Origin of the sequence: Cellulomonas humilata, assembly GCF_030814415.1 — a bacterium.
Lineage (GTDB): Bacteria > Actinomycetota > Actinomycetes > Actinomycetales > Cellulomonadaceae > Cellulomonas > Cellulomonas humilata_A.
This window is the reverse complement of the sequence record NZ_JAUSVB010000002.1, coordinates 1,078,417-1,097,150: the sequence shown is the minus strand read 5'-3', so window position 1 is coordinate 1,097,150 and position 18,734 is coordinate 1,078,417. Positions and strand designations below refer to the sequence as shown.

The window sequence follows — 18,734 nt, the reverse complement described above, 5'->3', positions numbered from 1 at the left end:
GATGACCCGCGTGTTCGCCCGAGTAGGTCGCGCAGTCGCCCACCATCCCCGCCTCACCGTCGTGGCGTGGCTGATCTTCGCCGTGCTCGGCTACGGGCTGGCCGTCCTCGGCGTGCACGGGGAGAACCTGTTCGACCGGCTGAGCACGGGTGCTCCCGGCGTTCCCGGGTCGGAGAGCTCGGAGGCGTTCGCCATCCTCGACGAGGCGGACGACAGCGGTCCGTCGCTGACCCTCGTCCTCGACGGCGTCGACCCGGCCGATCCCGACGTGGCGACGGCCCTGGCGCCGGCCCGGGACGACCTCGTCGCCATCGACGGCGTCGTCTCCGTGATCGACCCGCTAGCGCTCCCGGACGGCGCCGCCAACCCGGCCGCCGCGCCGCTCGTCGCCCAGGACGGCGACGGGTTCCTCGTGGTCGTCGAGCTCGCACCGGACCTGTCCGCGGCGGAGCAGGAGGAGGCACTCGACGAGGTCGAGACGCGCCTGCTCGCTATCCCGGCGGACCTCGAGACCGCCGCACCTGGCGTGACCGGCATCGTCGGGGGGACCACCCTGATCGTCGAGGCGATCACGGAGCAGGTGGAGACGGACCTGCGCACCGGCGAGACCATCGCCCTGCCGATCGCGCTGCTCATCATGATCCTCGTCTTCGGCGGCTTCCTGGCTGCCGGGATGCCGATGGTCGGTGCGGTCGCGTCGATCGCCGGCGGCCTCGCCGCACTCCTGGGCTTCTCCTACGTGCTCGACCTCGACTCGTCCGTCGTCAACATCGTGACCGTGCTCGGCCTCGGGCTCTCGATCGACTGGGGCCTGCTGATGGTGTCGAGGTTCCGCGAGGAGCTGCACCACCTGGTCGACGACGACGGGGGCGCCGGGAGCAGACGGCGGCGCGGCGACGGTGCCGTCCTCACGGCCATCGAGCGCACCATGGCGACCGCCGGCCGCACCGTGACGTTCTCCGCGCTCATCGTCGCCATCTCGATCGCCGGGCTGCTCGTCTTCCAGCCGCCGATCCTGCGGGCGTTCGGCGCGGCCGGTGTCGCGGTCATCGTGGTGGCGGTCGCGACCGCACTCACGCTCGTCCCCGCCCTCCTGGTGCTCGCCGGACGGCGCATGATCCGGCCGAGCATCCTCGCGCGCATCCCCGGGCTCCGCGGCATCCTCGCGCGGACCGCCGACGTGCAGACCGAGGAAGGGATCTTCTCCCGCCTCGCCACCCGGGTGCAGCGCCGTCCGTGGACCGTCCTGCTCGCCTGCCTCGCGGTGCTCGGCATCCTCGCGCTCCCGCTGGCGCACCTCGAGCTGCGCAACTCGACCACCGAGCTCCTGCCGGCGGGCAGCGCGCAGCGTGAGTTCGTCGACACGCTCGCCCGCGACTACCCCGCCGCCTCGACCCCGGCGATCACCGTCGTCGCGCAGACCTCGCTCGACGAGGCGACGGCGTGGGCCGCGACCCTGGAGGACCTCGACGGTGTCGCGTCCGTCGACCCGCCGTCCCCGGTGGACTCCTACGTGGTGATCGGGGTCCGGCCCGACACCGACGACCCAGGCGACGCCGTGGCCCGGGACGTCGTCCACCAGATCCGCGCCCTCGACGCCCCGTTCCCCACCTGGGTGACCGGTCAGGCGGCGTCCCAGATCGACTTCACCGCCGCCGTCGTGGAACGAGCGCCGTGGGCGATCGGGATCGTCGCCGTCGCGTGCCTCGTCCTGCTGTTCCTCATGACCGGGTCGGTCGTCGTGCCGGTCAAGGCGCTGCTCACCAACGTGATCTCGCTGGCCGCGTCGCTGGGCGTGCTCGTCTGGGTGTTCCAGGACGGCCACCTGTCCGGCCTGCTGAACTTCACGCCCACAGGCGGCATCGAGACGTACGTCATCGCCCTCGTGATCGCCTTCGGGTTCGGGCTGGCGATGGACTACGAGGTCTTCCTGCTGTCCCGGATCAAGGAGCTGGTCGACCAGGGCGCGCCGAACGACCGTGCGGTGCGGCTCGGGCTCCAGCGGTCGGGCCGGATCATCACCTCGGCGGCGCTCATCGTCATCGTGGTGTTCGCCGGCTTCGTGGCCGGTGAGCTGCTGGTGATCAAGGAGGTCGGCTTCTCGCTGGCCGTCGCCGTGCTGATCGACGCGACCCTGGTGCGGATGCTGCTCGTCCCGGCGACCATGACCCTGCTCGGCCGCGCGAACTGGTGGGCACCACCGTTCCTCCGGCGCCTCTACGCCCGCATCGCGATCACCCACTGACATGAGCCACCGGCTGCACACGTCGACCGGGACGAGCCGCGGCACGTTCGCCCTGCGCCTGGTCGTCGTCTCGGCGCTGACGCTCCTCGACGCCGCGCTCGCCCTGACGCTCGTCCTCGTGCGGGCGCAGCCCGACCCGGGGCTCGCGATGGCGTGGGTGGTCCAGGCGTTCTGGACCGTAGCCCTCCTCGTCGCGCTCCCCTGGCTCTGGCGCTGGGCGCTCGACGCCCGGCCGCGGGAGTCGACGCCGGTCCTGCCCTACGCGAACGACGTGCCTCCGTCGCCGCACGCCTCCTTCGCCGGTCCAGATGCACCGGCTCCCCCGCGCCGCTGGTAGCCGACGTACCGCCAACGTTCGTCAGGCTGGCGGGCGCGCCGCCCCTGCCGGGGAGAACGACGTCATCTCGGCGTCGGTCCGAAAGCCCAGACGTCGGTAGATCCGGCGAGCGTCGTCGTTCTGCGCGTACATGCCCAACGACACCCACGAGGCACCGCCGGAGAAGGCTGCGCGGGTGAGGGCCGCCGTCAGAGCCGTGCCCGCTCCGGTCCGCCTGAGGGTTGGCAGGACGCCCAGACCGTGGACGTGCCACGACCGGCCGTCGCCGACGGCGCCGCGCGCTGCCGCCCCGATCACGCCAGACAGCACCCCGTCCCGGTGCACGCCCCACCAGCCGAGCTCGTCAGGGCCGGCCGGGTCGGCGGACGTCTCCGGGTTCGCCTCGCGCAGGCAGGCACGGATGGCGTCCGCGTCGGCCACGGGGTCGAGTCGGCGGACATTCTCCTCCCCCGCGACGTGCGGCGGCTCTGCGTCGGTCGAGAGCCAGTCCCAGGTCGAGAACGGGACCAGGTCCAGCCGCGAGAGCGTCTCGGGCCGCGGTCGGCAGCCGCGCGGCACGCTCATCCAGCGGGCCGGGCCGAGGTCCGTCCCGGCGACGAGCCGGTCCGCGGTCGCCGGGTCGCCGAGCCCGAGCACGCTCGGGCGAGGTCCGCCGATCAGCAGCACCACGCCGTCGTCGTCACCGAGCACCTCGACCGCGTCCCAGCGGACGCGGTCGCCCAGGATCATCCGGTGCTCCCGCCACCGCGGCGGGAGCACCTCGAGCACGTCCGCCATCAGGCCTCGGGTGCGGCCTTCGGCTTGGCGTCCACGCCGGCCTCTCGCCGCTGCTCGGGCGTGATCGCTGCCGGCGCCGCGGTGAGCGGGTCGAACCCGCCGCCCGACTTCGGGAAGGCGATGACGTCGCGGATCGACTCCGAGCCCGTCAGCAGGGCCAGGATCCGGTCCCAGCCGAACGCGATCCCGCCGTGCGGCGGCGCGCCGAACTGGAAGGCGTTGAGCAGGAAGCCGAACTTCTCCTGCGCCTCGTCCGGTCCGATGCCCATGACGTCGAACACGCGCTCCTGCACGTCCCGGCGGTGGATACGGATGGAGCCGCCGCCGATCTCGTTGCCGTTGCAGACGATGTCGTACGCGTAGGCCAGCGCCGCGCCCGGGTCCTGCTCGAACGTGTCGATCCACTCCGGCGTCGGGGACGTGAACGCGTGGTGCACCGCGGTCCAGGCACCCCCGCCGACCGCCACGTCGTCGTCCTCGCCGGTGGGCTTGAACAGCGGGGCGTCGACCACCCAGACGAACTTCCACTCGTTCTCGTCGATCAGACCGCCGCGGCGACCGATCTCGAGACGGGCCGCACCCAGCAGCGCGCGGGCGTCGTTGACCGGGCCGGCCGCGAAGAACACCGCGTCACCGGGGCTCGCGCCGACCGCGGCCACCAGACCGGCGCGCTCGGACTCCGAGAGGTTCTTGGCCACCGGGCCGCCGAGCTCGCCGTCCTCGCCGACCGTGACGTACGCGAGGCCCTTGGCACCGCGCTGCTTGGCCCACTCCTGCCACGCGTCGAACCCGCGCCGAGGCGTCGAGCCGCCACCGGGCTGCACGACGGCGCCGACGTAGGGCGCCTGGAAGACGCGGAACGGCGTCTCCGAGAAGTACGACGTGAGCTCGACCAGCTCGAGCCCGAACCGCAGGTCGGGCTTGTCGTTGCCGTAGCGCGCCATGGACTCGGCGAACGTGATGCGCGGGATCGGCGTCGGGACGGTCACCCCGATGAGGTCCCAGAGGGCGACGAGGATCTGCTCGCCGAGCGCGATGACGTCGTCCTGCTCGACGAAGCTCATCTCGACGTCGAGCTGCGTGAACTCCGGCTGACGGTCGGCGCGGAAGTCCTCGTCCCGGTAGCACCGGGCGATCTGGTAGTACCGCTCGAGCCCGCCGACCATGAGCAGCTGCTTGAACAGCTGCGGCGACTGCGGGAGCGCGTACCAGGAGCCCGGCGACAGGCGCGCTGGCACGAGGAAGTCGCGGGCGCCCTCGGGCGTCGAGCGCGTCAGGGTCGGGGTCTCGACCTCGACGAAGTCCTGTGCGTCGAGGACCCGCCGCGCGGCCTGGTTCGCCTTGGCGCGCAGGCGCATCGCCCGGGCCGGGGCGGGCCGACGCAGGTCCAGGTAGCGGTACTTGAGGCGCGCCTCCTCGCCCACGGTCTCGTCGAGGGACGACGAGACCTGGAACGGCAGCGGCTCGGACTCGTTGAGCACGACGACCTGGGCGGCGACGAGCTCGACCTCGCCGGTGGCCAGGTTCGGGTTCTCGTTGCCGGCGGGCCGACGACCCACCTCGCCCGTCACCTGCAGCACGTACTCCGCCCGCAGCCCGTGCGCGACGGCCTCGTCGCGAATGACGACCTGGGCGATGCCCGAGGCGTCCCGCAGGTCCACGAACGCGACCCCACCGTGATCGCGACGCCGGTCCACCCAGCCCGTGAGGGTGACGGTGGTACCGATGTGCTCGGCTCGCAGCGAGCCGGCCGTGTGGGTGCGGAGCACGGAAGGTCCTTCGGGGTCGGGGGTGGGAGCGCCCAGCGGACGCCCGCACGATCTTAGTGCCCGGGCCGCGTGCGCCCCGCCGGCATGTCGATGATCGTCCGCACGCGGGTCACGGTCGGCGCCGTCGGCACCGAGGAGAACCCGAACCGCACCGGGGGTGTGACGGGCGCGAGGGCGCCGAGGTCGGCCGACCCCCAGAGAGCTCGGACGGCGGTGATCGCGTGCTGGTCGCTGGCGACGTACCACTCGCGCCTGCCCTGACCGGCAGTGCCGCGGGTCCGGACCTCGTCGAGGAACAGGCGCGCGACGGGATCGGCGGCGCTGGCCACGAGCGGTCCGACCGCGTCGTGGCGCGGCACCATCACCAGCAGGCGGCCGATGCGCGTGCGGGACCCGATCGCGAGGTCCGCCGTCAGCGGGCCGGCGCGCAGGCGCCAGCGGCGTCGCCCCTCGTCCGCCTGCAGCCCGACCGGCACCACGTGCACCGCGTCGAACGCGTAGGTGCCGGCCACGAGGTCCGCGACGTCGTCGCGGGGGGCCAGCAGCACGCGCAGCCCGTCGGCGCGCTCGACCATCACGTCGGTGAACGAACCGAGCGGCGAGGTCCGCCACCGCCCTACGACGATCCGCGTGCCCTCCGTGGTGCCGAACCCGGCGATGTGCCCGTCGAAGGTGAAGCGATCAGGTGCGGCGGTCGTCATCTGTCGTGTCACCTCGTGTCGGATGGAGTCGCCGGTGGCAGCCCGCTGTGCAGGGCAACGACACCACGCCCTCCGGCGTCCAGCACCCTGAGCGGGTCAGAAGAGGACCGGCTGTGCCGCCGCGACCGTCGGCTCGAGCGCCGACAACCCCGACGACGCGAGGCTCCCTGCGGGATACGTGCCCTCCCCGGGTGTCTCGTACCGCCCGGCACGGTGGCCCGCCCGGTCGGCGAAGCCGTGCCGGACGAGAAGCGGACGAACCCGCTCGTCGAGCCATCGCACGTACTCGCGCGGCGCGTACGCACCTCGTCCGTACAGGTCCTCGTAGCGAGACACGAGCGCGGGCGCGTGCTCGCGGAGCCAGGCGAGGAACAACGGCTTCACCGGTCCGCGCAGGTGCAGCGGAAGCACAGTCACCCCGGTCGCCCCGGCGTCGGCAAGGTCGCGCAGGAGGGAGTCGAGATGCGTGCGGTCGTCGGTCAGCCACGGCAGGACAGGGGCGACCATCACCCCGCACGGCAGCCCGGCCTCACGCACCGCCCGGATCAGGTCCAGTCGTGCCCGGGGCTTGGGTGTGCCGGGCTCGACGGCCTGCTGCAGCGCCTCGTCCCGGATCGCCAGCGAGACCCCGATCCCGACCGGGACGGTGCGCGCAACCGCCGCGAGGAGCGGTAGGTCACGCCGCAGCAGCGTGCCCTTGGTCAGGATCGACAGCGGCGTGCCGCTGTGGGCGAGCGCCTCGATGATCCCCGGCATGAACGCGTACCGGCCCTCGACCCGTTGGTACGGGTCGGTGTTGGTGCCGAGCGCGACGTGATCCCGCGCCCACGACGGTCGCGCGAGCTCGGCCCGCAGCACGTCGACGACGTTCGTCTTGACGATGATCTGGGTCTCGAAGTCCCGCCCGGCGTCCAGCTCCAGGTACTCGTGCGTCGGCCGGGCAAAGCAGTAGGTGCATGCATGGAGGCAGCCCCTCGTCGGGTTCACCGTCCAGCGGAACGGCATCCGCGACGCTTCCGGCACCTTGTTCAGCGCACTCTTGCAGGTGACCTCGTGAAAGGTCACGCCGGCGAACTCCGGGGTGCGCACGCTCCGCTGGAGCCCCGCCAGCGTCAGACCCGGCAGCGCCGTTGCGTCGTCGGTTCCCAGCTTCTGCGCGTCCCATCGCATGCACCCATGCGAACATGTGTTCGAATGGGTGTCAAGCAGGCACGACGCGCGGCCAGAGGTCCGAGTCGTCCGGGGTCCACGTCCCGGCGTCGGCCTCGACCTGCTCGCCCGAGCGGATGTCCTTCACCTGGTCGGCCGCCTGCTCGTCCTCCCCCACGAACCACACGAACGGGATCCCCCGCCGGTCGGCGTGCCGGATCTGCTTGCCGAACTTCGCAGCGGACGGCGCGACCTCGACCGGGATGCCCCTCGACCGCAGCGCGGCTGCGACGGCGTCGGAGCGGCCCCGGTCGTCCTCGTTGCTGACAGCCACCAGCACCGCGCTGGGCACCGACCTCGTGGTGGTGACGAGGCCGCGGCTGATCAGGCGGGACACCAGCCGGGAGACACCGATGGACAGCCCGACCCCGGGGTAGGTGTTGGCACCGTCCGAGGCCAGTGTGTCGTAGCGCCCACCGGAGCAGATCGACCCGAGCTGCTCGTGCCCGACGAGCACGGTCTCGTAGACGGATCCCGTGTAGTAGTCGAGCCCGCGCGCGATCTTGAGGTCGGCCACGACGACACCGGGCGCCCGGAGCGCCGCCGCCCGGATGAGCGCCCCCAGCTCCTCGAGCCCCTCGTCCAGGAGCTCGTGCGCCGCGCCGTGGTCGACGGCGAGCGTTCGGACGTGGTCGATGACGGACTCGTCAGACCCGCTGATCGCGGCGAGCTCGAGGCACGCACGCGCCTGGACGTCGGACGCCCCCGCCTCGGCGACGAGCAGCCCGGCGACCGCGTCCGCGCCGATCTTGTCCAGCTTGTCGATGCTCCGCAGCACCGCGTCGACGTCGGTCAGCCCGATCCCGCGGTAGAAGCCCTCGGCGACCTTGCGGTTGTTCACCAGGACACGCACTGGTGGCACGCCGATGTCGCGCAGCGCGCCGAGCGCCTCGGCCATGACCAACGGGAGCTCGACCTCGTAGTGGTACGGCAGCGTCCCGGCGCCGACGACGTCGATGTCGGCCTGCACGAACTCGCGGAACCGCCCGTCCTGGGGTCGCTCACCCCGCCACGCCTTCTGGATCTGGTAGCGGCGGAACGGGAACGCGAGGTGACCGGCGTTCTCGAGCACGTAGCGCGCGAACGGCACGGTGAGGTCGAAGTGCAGGCCCAAGGTGCCGGCTCGGTCCGGCGCGGCGCCGGCCTCCGCCTGCAGACGCCCCAGCACGTAGACCTCCTTGGACGTCTCCCCCTTGCGCAGCAGCTGGTCCAGCGGCTCGACGGCGCGGGTCTCGATGCCCACGAACCCGTGCAGCTCGAAGGTGCGGCGCAGGACGTCGAGGACGTGCTGCTCGACGAGGCGGCCTTCGGGCAGCCATTCGGGGAATCCGGACAGGGGGGTCGGTCGCGCCATGGGGCCCGATCCTTCCAGACCGGCCGGGGTGTCAGAGACGCGCGAGGTAAGGGTTGTGGACGAGCTCGGTCGCGATGTCGGTGGTGGGTCCGTGCCCCGGGACGACGACAGTCTCGGGCGGGAGGGTCGCGACGACCTCGCGCAGGGTCCTCTGCATCGTCGCGTCGTGACCGCCCGGCAGGTCGGTGCGGCCGATCGAGCCCGCGAACAGGACGTCCCCCGTGAAGGCCAGCGACCCGAGCAGGTACAGCGTCGACCCCTCCGTGTGCCCCGGTGCGTGCCGGGCGACGATGCGCAGGCTGCCGAGCTCGAGCACCGTGTCGGCGGAGCGGACGTCGTCGACGGCCCCGAACGGCTCGACGCGCTGCGGCGCCACATAGCGCGCGGGGTCGATCCCCGTCGCGGCGATCGCCTGCGCCAGCGGCCCGGACGGGTCGTGCGACGGACGCCCGGCCGACCCGAGCAGCCCGAGCGTGCCGAAGGGGTCCGCGAGCCGGTACACGTCCGCGGCGTGCAGGACGACCGGCACGCCGAGCGCGTCCGACAGGGGGCCGGCGTCCCACGTGTGGTCGACGTGGCCGTGCGTGGCCAGCACCGCCGCCGGCCGCAGGTGACGCTCCTCGACGAGCGCCAGGACGTCGTCCGCGACCCCGGCTCCGGCGTCGATGACGACGCACGACCCGTCGTCGTCGACGAGGACGGAGCACCGAGCCCCGAAGACCGCGGACACGACCGTGATGACCTGCATGGAAGGCACGGTAGCCGCCCGGCGTGTCCGGACTGTGATGTCGCACGAGGGTGCTGCTGGTGGCCCGTCGCCAAGCCTTGCCTAGACTGTCCCGGGTCCCCTACATGCAGTGCGGCTGGCGGACGACCTGCCGCACCGCACGACGACGCGAGGAGCGTGTGCGTGTCCACCAAGAGCGAGCGTGAGTACGAGCGCCGCCGGTACGAGAAGTGGCAGGAGCGCCAGACGAAGGCGCGCGCCCGCCGCCATCGCCAGCGCGTGATCGCGGGCAGCATCGTCGCTGCCCTCGTGCTCGCCACCGGTGTCGTCGCCGCGATCGCTCTCACGGACGACGGCGACCCTGCCGCGACGCCCTCCCCCTCGACCTCCGTGCCCGCCAACGCGGCGGAGGTCCCGGACCCGTCGCTCGCGCAGAACCGCACCTGGACAGGCGACATCGCCCTGACGCAGGGCGACCTCGGCATCGAGCTCGACGGCGCCGGCGCGCCGCAGGCCGTCGCCAACTTCGTCACGCTCGCCGGTGAGGGCTACTTCGACACGACGAAGTGCCACCGGCTGACGCAGGAGGGCATCTTCGTCCTCCAGTGCGGCGACCCGACGGCCCTCGGCACCGCCGACCCCACCACGGGCGGCACGGGTGGCCCCGGCTACACGTGGGGCCCGATCGAGAACGCCCCGGCCGACGGGGTGTACCCGGCGGGGACGATCGCCATGGCACGGACCGGCAACGACGGCAGCTCCATGGGCAGCCAGTTCTTCCTGGTCTACGAGGACTCGACTATTCCCGCAGACTCTGCGGGTGGCTACACCGTGTTCGGCCGCGTCACGTCCGGTATGGACGTGCTGCAGGCCATCGCCGACGCGGGCACCATCGAAGGGACCGAGGTCCCGGTGTCCGACGTCATCATCGAGGGAGTGAACATCCAGTGACGCAGACCCCGACGTCCGGACCTGTGCCCGACGACTCCGTGCCGGCAGCAGACGCCGAGCAGCCCGAGGCACCCGCGGTGCCCGACGAGGTCGACGCCGCGGCTGCCGAGACGGTCACGGAGGACGCTCCCCCGGTCGACACACCCGAGGACAGCTCGGAGGCGGAGGCATCGGCTGCCGCGGAGCCCGTCGACGCTCCGGCCGAGGAGGTCGCGACCGTCGACGCCGCGGCTGACGACGCCGTCACCGAGGAGGCCGTCACCGAGGAGGCCGTGACCGACGAGGTTGTCGCCGACGACGCCGCGACGGAGACGCCCGCGGATCCCGAGCCCGCAGCCGAGCCCGAGCCGGCCGCTGCCGCAGCTGCCGAGCCCGCCGCAGCTGCCGAGCCCGCCGCAGCTGCCGAGCCCGAGGCCGCAGCCGAGCTCGAGCCCGCCGCCGTCGCTGAGCCTGAGCCCGCAGCAGCTGCCGAGCCCGATGTCGCAGCCGAGGCGGAGCCCGCTGCCGCCGACGTGGCCGCCGAGGCAGAGCCTGCCGCGGTCGCGGCGCCTGTGCCGACGCCGCCGTCCGCCCGCCCGGTCCCGCGCCCCCGCCCGGTCCCGCACCCGCCGGCGCACCCCGCGCCGACGGCGATCGACGCAGCCGCCCCGGCCGCGCCGGTCGCACCGCCGCAGGACGCCGCCGAGGCAGCCCACGCCGCGACGTTCGGCAGCGTCGACGAGGAGGGCAACGTCTCGGTCCGCGAGGCCGCCGGTGAGCGCGTCGTCGGCCAGTACCCGGGCGCGACGACCGAGGAGGCGCTCGCACTGTACGTGCGCCGCTTCCTCGACCTGCAGGCCAAGGTCACGCTGTTCGAGGCCCGCCTCGCCGCGACGGACCTGTCCGTCAAGGAGATCGACCAGACCCTGGCCCGCCTCACCGACGAGGTCGCCGAGCCGGCCGCGGTCGGTGACCTCGACGGGCTGCGAGCACGTCTCGACGCACTGCGCACGACCGCCGCGGAACGTCGGGCCGTGGCCGAGGCCGAGCGCGCCGCGGCGCGTGAGGCCGCGGTCCTCGCCCGGACCGAGATCGTCGAGCAGGCCGAGAAGATCGCGTCGACCGACCCGTCGCGCATCCAGTGGCGGCCGGCGGGCGAGCAGCTGCGCCTGCTGCTCGACCAGTGGAAGGAAGCGCAGCGCACGGGACCGCGTCTCGACCGCCCGACAGAGGAGTCGCTCTGGAAGCGGTTCAGCCACGCGCGCACCACGTTCGACCGCGAGCGTCGTCACTTCTTCGCCGAGCTGGAGTCGCGCAACGCGTCGGCCAAGCAGGTCAAGGAGAACCTCGTGACCGAGGCGGAGCGTCTCCAGTCGAGCACCGACTGGGGCGCCACCGCGGGGGTGTTCCGCGACCTGATGGCGCAGTGGAAGGCCGCCGGGCGTGCCAGCCGGGCCGACGACGACGCCCTGTGGGCCCGCTTCCGCGCGGCTCAGGATGCGTTCTTCGCGGCGCGTGACGCCCAGTCGGCCGCGACCGACGAGGAGTTCCGCGCCAACCTCGAGGTCAAGGAGGCGCTGCTCGTCGAGGCTGAGGCGCTCCTGCCGGTGACCGACCTGTCGGCTGCCAAGTCGGCGCTGCACCGGATCCAGGACCGCTGGGAGGCCGCCGGCAAGGTCCCGCGCGCGGATGTCCAGCGCGTCGAGGGGCGCCTGCGGGCCGTCGAGACTGCTGTCCGCGACACCGACCAGGCCCAGTGGAAGCGCACCAACCCCGAGACTCGTGCACGTGCCGAGGGGGCAGCGGCGCAGCTGGAGCAGGCGATCGCGGGACTCGAGGCCGACCTCGACCGCGCCAAGGCCGCGGGCGACGCCCGAAAGATCGCCGACGCGCAGGCTGCGCTCGACGCTCGTCGTGCGTGGCTCGAGCAGGTGCAGCGAGCCGCGCAGGACGCACGCGGCTGACAGCCGTCCTCGCACGTCCGAGGCCCTCGCCCCTCTGTGGGGCGGGGGCCTCGTTCGTCCACAGATCTTCCCCGACGCCCCTCGGACGAGCGTTCGGCCGCCATGCTGCTCCGGTGAGCACCCGCCTCGACGAGTTCCGCGTGACGGTCCCGGAGCTCCCCCGCACCGTGAGCCGGGAGGACGTCGGCGCCGCCGCCTGGTTCGGGCTGCTCCGTGACGGAGTCGTCCGGATCGTCTGGGGTGACGTCGCGATCGCGGCGGATCTTCCGGACACGCCGGAGCTGCGGGCGTTCGCGCTCGCACCGCTGGTCCCCGCCCGCGGGGTCATCGGGCGTCGGACGGCCGCATGGGTCCACACCGGCCGGTTCCCGCCGGTGCGGGTCGAGGTCCTGGTCAGGACCGGCGAGCGCCGTACCGACCCGCATCCCTGCCGTGTCGCGGCGGAAGCGACGCTGTCGCCGTCGGACGTGGTGCGCGTCGGTGCCCACCGAGCCACGTCCGTCCAGCGCACGGGTATCGACATCGCGCGGATGCTGCCTCCGGGAGAAGCCGTGCCGACGCTGCGGGCGCTGCAGGACGTCGGCTTCGAGCCCACCCGAGCCCTGGATCGGCTCGACGGCTTCCGAGGACACCGCGGGATCCGCCGGGCCTACGCCACCCTGCAGGACCTGTGACGGTCAGGCGCGGATCGCCGGCTCCTCGGCCGCCTTGGCGCCGGTGATCCGGTAGACGTCGAACACGCCTTCCACCTTGCGAACCGCGGCGAGCACGGACGCCAGGTGGGACGGCTCGGCCATCTCGAACACGAACCGCGACAGGGCCACCCGGTCCCGGGACGTCGAGACCGACGCCGAGAGGATGTTGACGTGCGAGTCGGACAGCACGCGTGTGACGTCGGAGAGCAGCCGGCTGCGGTCGAGCGCCTCGACCTGGATCTGGACCAGGAACAGCGACGTGCTGTTGTGGCTCCAGGCCACGTCGACCATGCGCTCGGGCTCCGAGCGCAGGCTCGTCACGTTGATGCAGTCGCTGCGGTGCACGCTCACACCCGCGCCGCGCGTCACGAAGCCCACGATGTCGTCGCCCGGGACCGGGGTGCAGCACTTGGCCAGCTTCACCCAGATGTCGTCGACACCCTTGACCACGACGCCGGGGTCGCCGGTGCGGACCCGACGCTGCGTCTGTCCGGGCCGGGCGACCTCGGCGAGGTCCTCCTCGGCCGCCGGCTCCCCACCCATCGACTGCACGAGGCGCTGCACGACCGTGCCGGCCGACACCTGCCCCTCGCCGATCGCCGCGTACAGCGCGGAGACGTCGGCGTAGCGCATCTCGTTGGCCAGCGCCACGAGCGACTCGTGCGACAGCAGGCGCTGGATGGGCAGGTTCTGCTTGCGCATCGCCTTGGCGATGGCGTCCTTACCGTGCTCGATGGCCTCTTCGCGGCGTTCCTTGGAGAACCACTGGCGGATCTTGTTGCGCGCTCGCGGGCTCTTGACGAAGCCGAGCCAGTCGCGCGACGGACCTGCCGTCTCGGACTTCGACGTGAACACGTCGACCACGTCGCCGTTCTCGAGCGACGAGTCGAGCGGCACCAGGCGTCCGTTGACGCGGGCACCCATCGTGCGGTGGCCGACCTCGGTGTGCACGGCGTACGCGAAGTCGACGGGGGTCGAGCCGGACGGCAGCCCGATCACGTCGCCCTTGGGTGTGAAGACGTAGACCTCGGAGCCGGCGATCTCGAACCGCAGCGAGTCGAGGAACTCGCTGGGGTCGGCGGTCTCCTTCTGCCAGTCGACCAGCTGGCGCAGCCACTGCATGTCGTTGCCGGCGGAGTCCTTGTCCGTCGTCCCCGCGTTCTTCGCGCTCTCCTTGTACTTCCAGTGCGCTGCGACGCCGTACTCGGCCCGGCGGTGCATGTCGTGCGTGCGGATCTGGATCTCGACCGGCTTGCCACCGGGCCCGATGACGGTCGTGTGCAACGACTGGTACAGGTTGAACTTGGGCATCGCGATGTAGTCCTTGAACCGTCCCGGGACCGGGTTCCACCGCGCGTGCAGCGCACCGAGCGCCGCGTAGCAGTCCCGCACCGAGTCGACCAGGACACGGACCCCGACCAGGTCGTAGATGTCGGCGAAGTCGCGGCCGCGCACGATCATCTTCTGGTAGATCGAGTAGTAGTGCTTCGGCCGGCCGGTCACCGTCGCGCGGATCTTGGCCTTGCCCAGGTCCGCCCCGACCTGCTCCCGCACCGTCGCCAGGTACTCCTCACGAGCCGGCGCTCGCTCGGCGACCAGGTGCACGATCTCGTCGTAGACCTTGGGGTAGAGGGTCGCGAACGACAGGTCCTCCAGCTCCCACTTGATCGTGTTCATGCCGAGCCGGTGGGCCAGCGGGGCGTAGATCTCGAGCGTCTCGCGCGCCTTCTTCTCCGCCGAGGCCGCCGCGACGAACTTCCAGGTCCGGGCGTTGTGCAGCCGGTCCGCGAGCTTGATGACCAGCACCCGGATGTCCCGGGACATCGCCACGACCATCTTGCGGACGGTCTCGGCCTGCGCCGCGTCGCCGTACGTGACCTTGTCCAGCTTGGTCACGCCGTCGACGAGCATCGCGATCTCCGGACCGAACTCGCGACGCAGCTGGTCGAGCGAGTAGTCGGTGTCCTCGACGGTGTCGTGCAGCAGCGCGGCGGCGAGCGTCGACGGGGTCATGCCCAGCTCAGCGAGGATCGTCGCGACGGCGACGGGGTGCGTGATGTACGGGTCGCCGCTCTTGCGCAGCTGACCGCGGTGCGCCTTCTCGGCCACCACGTACGCCTGCTCGACGACGGCCAGGTCGGCCTTCGGGTGGTTGGTGCGCGCAGCCTGCAGGACGGGCTCGATCGCCGGGAACGCGGCACCGCTGCGGGCGCCGAAACGGCCCAGGCGCGAGCGCATGCGACTCGACGGAGAGTCGTTCTGTGCCGGCGGGAGGCCGGTCTCGGGCGTGCGGACGTCTTCGCTCATCACACCCCCTCCCACGGTCGAGGCGACAGTCTACGACCGAGTACGCGTCGACACGGTCACGGGCCGGACGAGAAGGCTGGTCAGGGCACCGCGAGCAGCACGTCGATCGCGTGGTCCGCCAGCAGTCCACGCCCACCCAGCGACTCGAGCTCCACCAGGAACGACAGTCCGACGACGTCGGCTCCGCACCGTTCGAGCAGCGCCACCGTAGCGGCAGCGGTGCCGCCGGTCGCCAGCACGTCGTCGATCACGAGGACCCGTGCGCCCGCGGGGACGGTCGCCGGGTGGATCTCGATCGTCGCGGTGCCGTATTCCAGCTCGTAGGACTGTGCCGCGGTGGGGCCAGGCAGCTTGCCCGCCTTGCGGACCGGCAGCACGCCCGCCCCGAGCGCGACGGCCACCGGAGCGGCGAGCAGGAACCCACGCGCCTCCATGCCTGCGACGAGGTCGACGTGTCCGTCGACGCGTCCGGCGATCTCGGCGATCACGTCCGCGAACGCATCGGCGTCCGCCAGCAGCGGCATGATGTCGCGGAAGAGGATCCCCGGTTGCGGGTAGTCCGGCACCAGCCGGACCAGGCCGTCGATGCGGCGCAGCAGGTCCGCACGCGCCGCGGGGGCGCCCGTGGGCACCCCCGCCGCGCTGTCCGGAACCGTCATCGCTTGCGCTTCGGCTGCGCGGCGTTGCCCTGGTGGGCGCCCGGCTTGAGCGCCCCGACCGCCACACGCAGCTCCTCGGCCGCGACCGACACGTCCTCGCCACCCGCCGCGCGCGCGGCGCGGGCGTCCAGGACCTTCTTCGTGTGCTCGCGGATCGCAGGCTCACGCTCGCGCAGGGCCACCTCGAACGGCGTCGCGAGGAACACCGACGAGAAGGTGCCGATCAGCATGCCGACGAACAGGGCGAGAGCGATGTCCCGCAGCGTGCCGGCACCGAGGAGGAACGCCCCGACGAACAGGATCGCGCCCACCGGGAGCAGCGCGACCACCGACGTGTTGATCGAGCGGACCAGCGTCTGGTTGACCGCGAGGTTCGCCTTCTCTGCGTACGTGTACCGCGACTGGAGCAGCGTGTCCGCGGTGTTCTCCCGCACCTTGTCGAAGACGACGACGGTGTCGTAGATCGAGTACCCGAGGATCGTGAGGAAGCCGATCACGGTCGCCGGCGTGACCTCCCACCCGATGGCCGCGTACACGCCGACCGTGATGATGAGGTCGTGGAACAGCGCGATCAGGGCCGCGACGGCCATCCGCCAGTTCCGGAAGTAGATCGTCATGACGATCGTCACGAACAGCAGGAAGACCAGGATGCCGGTGATGGCCTTCTGCGAGATGTCCTTGCCCCACGACGGCCCGATGAACGAGCTGGTGACGTTCTCGACGGGAACCTCGTACGCCTCCGCCAGCGCGTTCTTCACCTCGGTGACCTGGTCGTTGGTGAGCGTCGACGTCTGGATGCGCACCGAGTCGGCGCCGACCGTCGTGACCTTCGGCTGCTCGTCGGGCGAGATCTCGGTGACCGTGTCGATCGCGAGCTGCTGACCGGTGTCGGAGACCCCGGACACGACGAACTCGGAGCCGCCGCGGAACTCGATGCCGGGGTTGAGCCCGGGCTTGATGAGGAAGATCGCGGACAGGACCACGAGCACCGTCGAGATCGTGAACCAGATCTTGCGGCGGCCGACGATGTCGTACGACCGACGCCCGGTGTAGAGGTCGTTGCCCCACTGGGCGAATCCGGAGGCCATCAGTGCTCGTTCCCCTCGGTGCGCCCTGACTCGGGCTCGGACTCCTGGGCGGGTGCGTCGACCGGCGCGTCGGTGGTCGACGCGGCCTTCTGCTCGGCGGCTAGCGCCGCGGCACGACGCTCGGCGATCGTCAGACCGCCGGTCCCACCGCCGACGGCGACCGGGACGCGTGGCGTCGGCTCGGCGTCGGCGGGTGCGACCTCGGTGGGCGCATCCTCGACGGCGCGACCCTCGGAGGTCTCGGAGCCGTGCACGACACGGCCTCGGCCCACGTACCGGGTCGACGAGGGTGCACCGAGCCGGCGCGGGTCCAGACCGGAGAGCCGGTGGCCCTGGCCGAAGAACTTGGTCCGGGCGATGAGCTGCATGATCGGGTGCGTGAACATGAAGACCACGAGCACGTCGATCAGGGTGGTCAGACCGAGGGTGAACGCGAAGCCACGGACGCTGCCGACAGCGAGCACGTAGAGCACGATCGCGGCCAGGAAGTTCACGGCGTCGGACGCCAGGATGGTCCGGCGCGCCCGCTCCCAGCCGCGGTCGACGGCGGCGACCAGCGTCCGCCCCTCCCGCAGCTCGTCACGGATGCGTTCGAAGTAGACGATGAACGAGTCGGCGGTGATACCGATGGCGACGATCAGACCGGCGACACCGGGCAGCGACAGCCGGTAGCCCTGCGTCCACGACAGCAACGTGATGATGCTGTACGTGAGGAGACCTGCGACCACCAGCGACGCCACCGTCACCAGACCCAGCGCGCGGTACTGGAAGAGCGAGTAGACGACGACCAGGCCGAGACCGATGAGGCCCGCGAGCAGACCCATCTGGAGCTGCTCGGAACCGAGGGTCGCCGAGATCTGCTCCTCGCTCTCCACCGTGAACGTCAGCGGGAGCGAGCCGAAGTTCAGCTGGTTGGCCAGGCTCGCCGCGGACTCACGCGTGAACGTGCCCGAGATCTCCGCCTTGCCGTCCGCGATGATCACGCCGGAGTCCAGGCTCGGCGCCGAGATCACGAGGCCGTCGAGCACCATCGCGAACTGGTTCAGCGGCGGTGACGCAGACAGACCCTGCAGTCGCGTGGTCACGTCGGTGAACTCGGTGGTGCCCTGGCTGTCGAACGCGATGTTGACGACCCACTTGTTGCCCTGACCGCCGCTGGGCAGCTGGTTCAGGCCCGAGGTGGCGCTGGAGATCCGCGCGCCCTCGATCTCGACCGGACCAAGGATGTACTTCGCGCTGCCGTCCTGGCCGCACGTGACGAAGGCCTTGTCCGGGTCCCCGTTGACGCCACCGGTGAGGTTGGTCGGGTCCGTGCAGTCCAGGGCGTCGAACTCTGCCTGGACCGCGGGAGTGATGTAGTACGCCGTGTCGCTCGGGTTGTCGGGCGCAGCCTTGGTCGGCTCGTCCGACGGCTCCTCCGCCGCGGCGGTGGGCGTGGGCGTGGGGGCCGGCGCCGCCGGGTCCGTCGCGGCGGCCGACTCGGTCGGCTCCGGCGTCGCCGCGGTGTCCGTCGGCGTCGGGTTCCCCATGGCCAGCACCGGCCGGAAGGCCATCTGCGCGGAGGTCCGGACCAGCTCAAGCGTCTCTTCGCTCGGGTTGCCGGGGAGCCCGACGACGATCTTGCCGCCGCTCTGGCTCGTGATCTCGGCCTCGGCGACGCCCGAGGAGTCGACCCGCTGGCGGATGACGTCGATCGCCTGCGCGATCGTCTCGGACGAGATGTCCTCACCGTTCTCCGCGACCGGCGTCAGGATGATCTGCGTGCCGCCCTCGAGGTCGAGTGCGAGGTTCGGGGTCCAGGAGGCGGTGGACCACTTGGTCCCCGCCGCGATGGTGCCGAGCAGCGCGAAGATGATGAGGCCGAGCACGACGAGCGTGCGGACAGGCCTCTGACGGCGTGTAGGAGGAGCCAACGGAGTTCTTCTCTCGTGCGCGCACCGGTCGCGCAGGCAACCGGTGGGGTCGAGGTCCG

The 18,734-nt window shown here is 71.9% G+C and carries 15 protein-coding genes; 5 read left to right on the top strand and 10 right to left on the bottom strand.

Translation table 11 applies throughout. The features are described 5' to 3' along the window. Nucleotide 1 precedes the first annotated feature (1 nt). Both J2X26_RS10995 and J2X26_RS10990 read left to right on the top strand, forming a co-directional pair. Nucleotides 2–2,245, top strand: a complete 2,244-nt coding sequence (locus J2X26_RS10995; protein ID WP_307492186.1) for an MMPL family transporter — start codon at nucleotides 2–4, stop codon at nucleotides 2,243–2,245. Nucleotide 2,246: 1 nt separating this feature from the next. Beyond that, nucleotides 2,247–2,582 (top strand): hypothetical protein, encoded by a 336-nt coding sequence (locus J2X26_RS10990; RefSeq protein WP_307492184.1) that lies wholly within the window; start codon nucleotides 2,247–2,249, stop codon nucleotides 2,580–2,582. A gap of 21 nt (nucleotides 2,583–2,603) precedes the next feature. Here J2X26_RS10990 and J2X26_RS10985 read toward each other — a convergent pair whose 3' ends face one another. The 6 genes from J2X26_RS10985 to J2X26_RS10960 all read right to left on the bottom strand — a co-directional run bounded on the left by J2X26_RS10985 (nucleotide 2,604) and on the right by J2X26_RS10960 (nucleotide 9,140). Then, a complete protein-coding gene (locus tag J2X26_RS10985) occupies nucleotides 2,604–3,359 on the bottom strand; it encodes a GNAT family N-acetyltransferase (protein ID WP_307492182.1) in 756 nt (251 codons plus the stop codon). After that, complete coding sequence (gene aspS, locus J2X26_RS10980) at nucleotides 3,359–5,128, bottom strand: aspartate--tRNA ligase (protein WP_307492180.1); 1,770 nt, start codon at nucleotides 5,126–5,128, stop codon at nucleotides 3,359–3,361. The genes J2X26_RS10985 and aspS overlap by 1 nt, the downstream gene beginning before the upstream one ends. Before the next feature lie 53 nt (nucleotides 5,129–5,181). Beyond that, nucleotides 5,182–5,829: a hypothetical protein gene (locus J2X26_RS10975; RefSeq protein ID WP_307492178.1), complete on the bottom strand. Its 648-nt coding sequence runs from the start codon at nucleotides 5,827–5,829 to the stop codon at nucleotides 5,182–5,184. Nucleotides 5,830–5,925: 96 nt separating this feature from the next. Then, complete coding sequence (locus tag J2X26_RS10970) at nucleotides 5,926–6,999, bottom strand: Rv2578c family radical SAM protein (protein WP_307492176.1); 1,074 nt, start codon at nucleotides 6,997–6,999, stop codon at nucleotides 5,926–5,928. Nucleotides 7,000–7,030: 31 nt separating this feature from the next. After that, on the bottom strand, nucleotides 7,031–8,392 hold the full coding sequence (hisS, locus tag J2X26_RS10965; protein WP_307492174.1) for a histidine--tRNA ligase: 1,362 nt from the start codon (nucleotides 8,390–8,392) through the stop codon (nucleotides 7,031–7,033). A 31-nt stretch (nucleotides 8,393–8,423) separates the two neighbouring features. Then, nucleotides 8,424–9,140, bottom strand: coding sequence for an MBL fold metallo-hydrolase (locus tag J2X26_RS10960; RefSeq protein ID WP_307492172.1), 717 nt, complete (start codon nucleotides 9,138–9,140; stop codon nucleotides 8,424–8,426). A 162-nt stretch (nucleotides 9,141–9,302) separates the two neighbouring features. Between J2X26_RS10960 and J2X26_RS10955 the strand changes: the two genes are divergently transcribed. The 3 genes from J2X26_RS10955 (at nucleotide 9,303) to J2X26_RS10945 (ending at nucleotide 12,687) form a co-directional block, all read left to right on the top strand. Beyond that, on the top strand, nucleotides 9,303–10,070 hold the full coding sequence (locus tag J2X26_RS10955; RefSeq protein WP_307492170.1) for a peptidylprolyl isomerase: 768 nt from the start codon (nucleotides 9,303–9,305) through the stop codon (nucleotides 10,068–10,070). Continuing rightward, nucleotides 10,067–12,013, top strand: a complete 1,947-nt coding sequence (locus J2X26_RS10950; protein ID WP_307492168.1) for a DUF349 domain-containing protein — start codon at nucleotides 10,067–10,069, stop codon at nucleotides 12,011–12,013. Before J2X26_RS10955 ends, J2X26_RS10950 begins: the two co-directional genes overlap by 4 nt. 113 nt (nucleotides 12,014–12,126) lie before the next feature. Then, nucleotides 12,127–12,687: a hypothetical protein gene (locus J2X26_RS10945; RefSeq protein WP_307492166.1), complete on the top strand. Its 561-nt coding sequence runs from the start codon at nucleotides 12,127–12,129 to the stop codon at nucleotides 12,685–12,687. Between the two features lie 3 nt (nucleotides 12,688–12,690). On the opposite strand, the gene J2X26_RS10940 is transcribed toward J2X26_RS10945, so the two are convergent. The 4 genes from J2X26_RS10940 to secD form a co-directional block, all read right to left on the bottom strand. Further along, nucleotides 12,691–15,015, bottom strand: coding sequence for a RelA/SpoT family protein (locus tag J2X26_RS10940; protein ID WP_055914326.1), 2,325 nt, complete (start codon nucleotides 15,013–15,015; stop codon nucleotides 12,691–12,693). Between the two features lie 80 nt (nucleotides 15,016–15,095). After that, nucleotides 15,096–15,674, bottom strand: coding sequence for an adenine phosphoribosyltransferase (locus J2X26_RS10935; RefSeq protein WP_307492164.1), 579 nt, complete (start codon nucleotides 15,672–15,674; stop codon nucleotides 15,096–15,098). Next, nucleotides 15,671–16,762, bottom strand: a complete 1,092-nt coding sequence (gene secF / locus J2X26_RS10930; RefSeq protein ID WP_307492163.1) for a protein translocase subunit SecF — start codon at nucleotides 16,760–16,762, stop codon at nucleotides 15,671–15,673. The genes J2X26_RS10935 and secF overlap by 4 nt, the downstream gene beginning before the upstream one ends. Beyond that, nucleotides 16,762–18,630, bottom strand: a complete 1,869-nt coding sequence (gene secD, locus J2X26_RS10925; RefSeq protein WP_307492161.1) for a protein translocase subunit SecD — start codon at nucleotides 18,628–18,630, stop codon at nucleotides 16,762–16,764. The genes secF and secD overlap by 1 nt, the downstream gene beginning before the upstream one ends. Nucleotides 18,631–18,734 lie beyond the last annotated feature (104 nt).

Bases quoted from the DNA above. Each gene is read 5' to 3' on its own strand.
- J2X26_RS10995 (WP_307492186.1), top strand. From the start codon at position 2: ATGACCCGCGTGTTCGCCCGAGTAGGTCGCGCAGTCGCCCACCATCCC.
- J2X26_RS10990 (WP_307492184.1), top strand. From the start codon at position 2,247: ATGAGCCACCGGCTGCACACGTCGACCGGGACGAGCCGCGGCACGTTC.
- J2X26_RS10985 (WP_307492182.1), bottom strand. From the start codon at position 3,359: ATGGCGGACGTGCTCGAGGTGCTCCCGCCGCGGTGGCGGGAGCACCGG.
- J2X26_RS10975 (WP_307492178.1), bottom strand. From the start codon at position 5,829: ATGACGACCGCCGCACCTGATCGCTTCACCTTCGACGGGCACATCGCC.
- J2X26_RS10970 (WP_307492176.1), bottom strand. From the start codon at position 6,999: ATGCGATGGGACGCGCAGAAGCTGGGAACCGACGACGCAACGGCGCTG.
- hisS (WP_307492174.1), bottom strand. From the start codon at position 8,392: ATGGCGCGACCGACCCCCCTGTCCGGATTCCCCGAATGGCTGCCCGAA.
- J2X26_RS10960 (WP_307492172.1), bottom strand. From the start codon at position 9,140: ATGCAGGTCATCACGGTCGTGTCCGCGGTCTTCGGGGCTCGGTGCTCC.
- J2X26_RS10940 (WP_055914326.1), bottom strand. From the start codon at position 15,015: ATGAGCGAAGACGTCCGCACGCCCGAGACCGGCCTCCCGCCGGCACAG.
- J2X26_RS10935 (WP_307492164.1), bottom strand. From the start codon at position 15,674: ATGACGGTTCCGGACAGCGCGGCGGGGGTGCCCACGGGCGCCCCCGCG.
- secF (WP_307492163.1), bottom strand. From the start codon at position 16,762: ATGGCCTCCGGATTCGCCCAGTGGGGCAACGACCTCTACACCGGGCGT.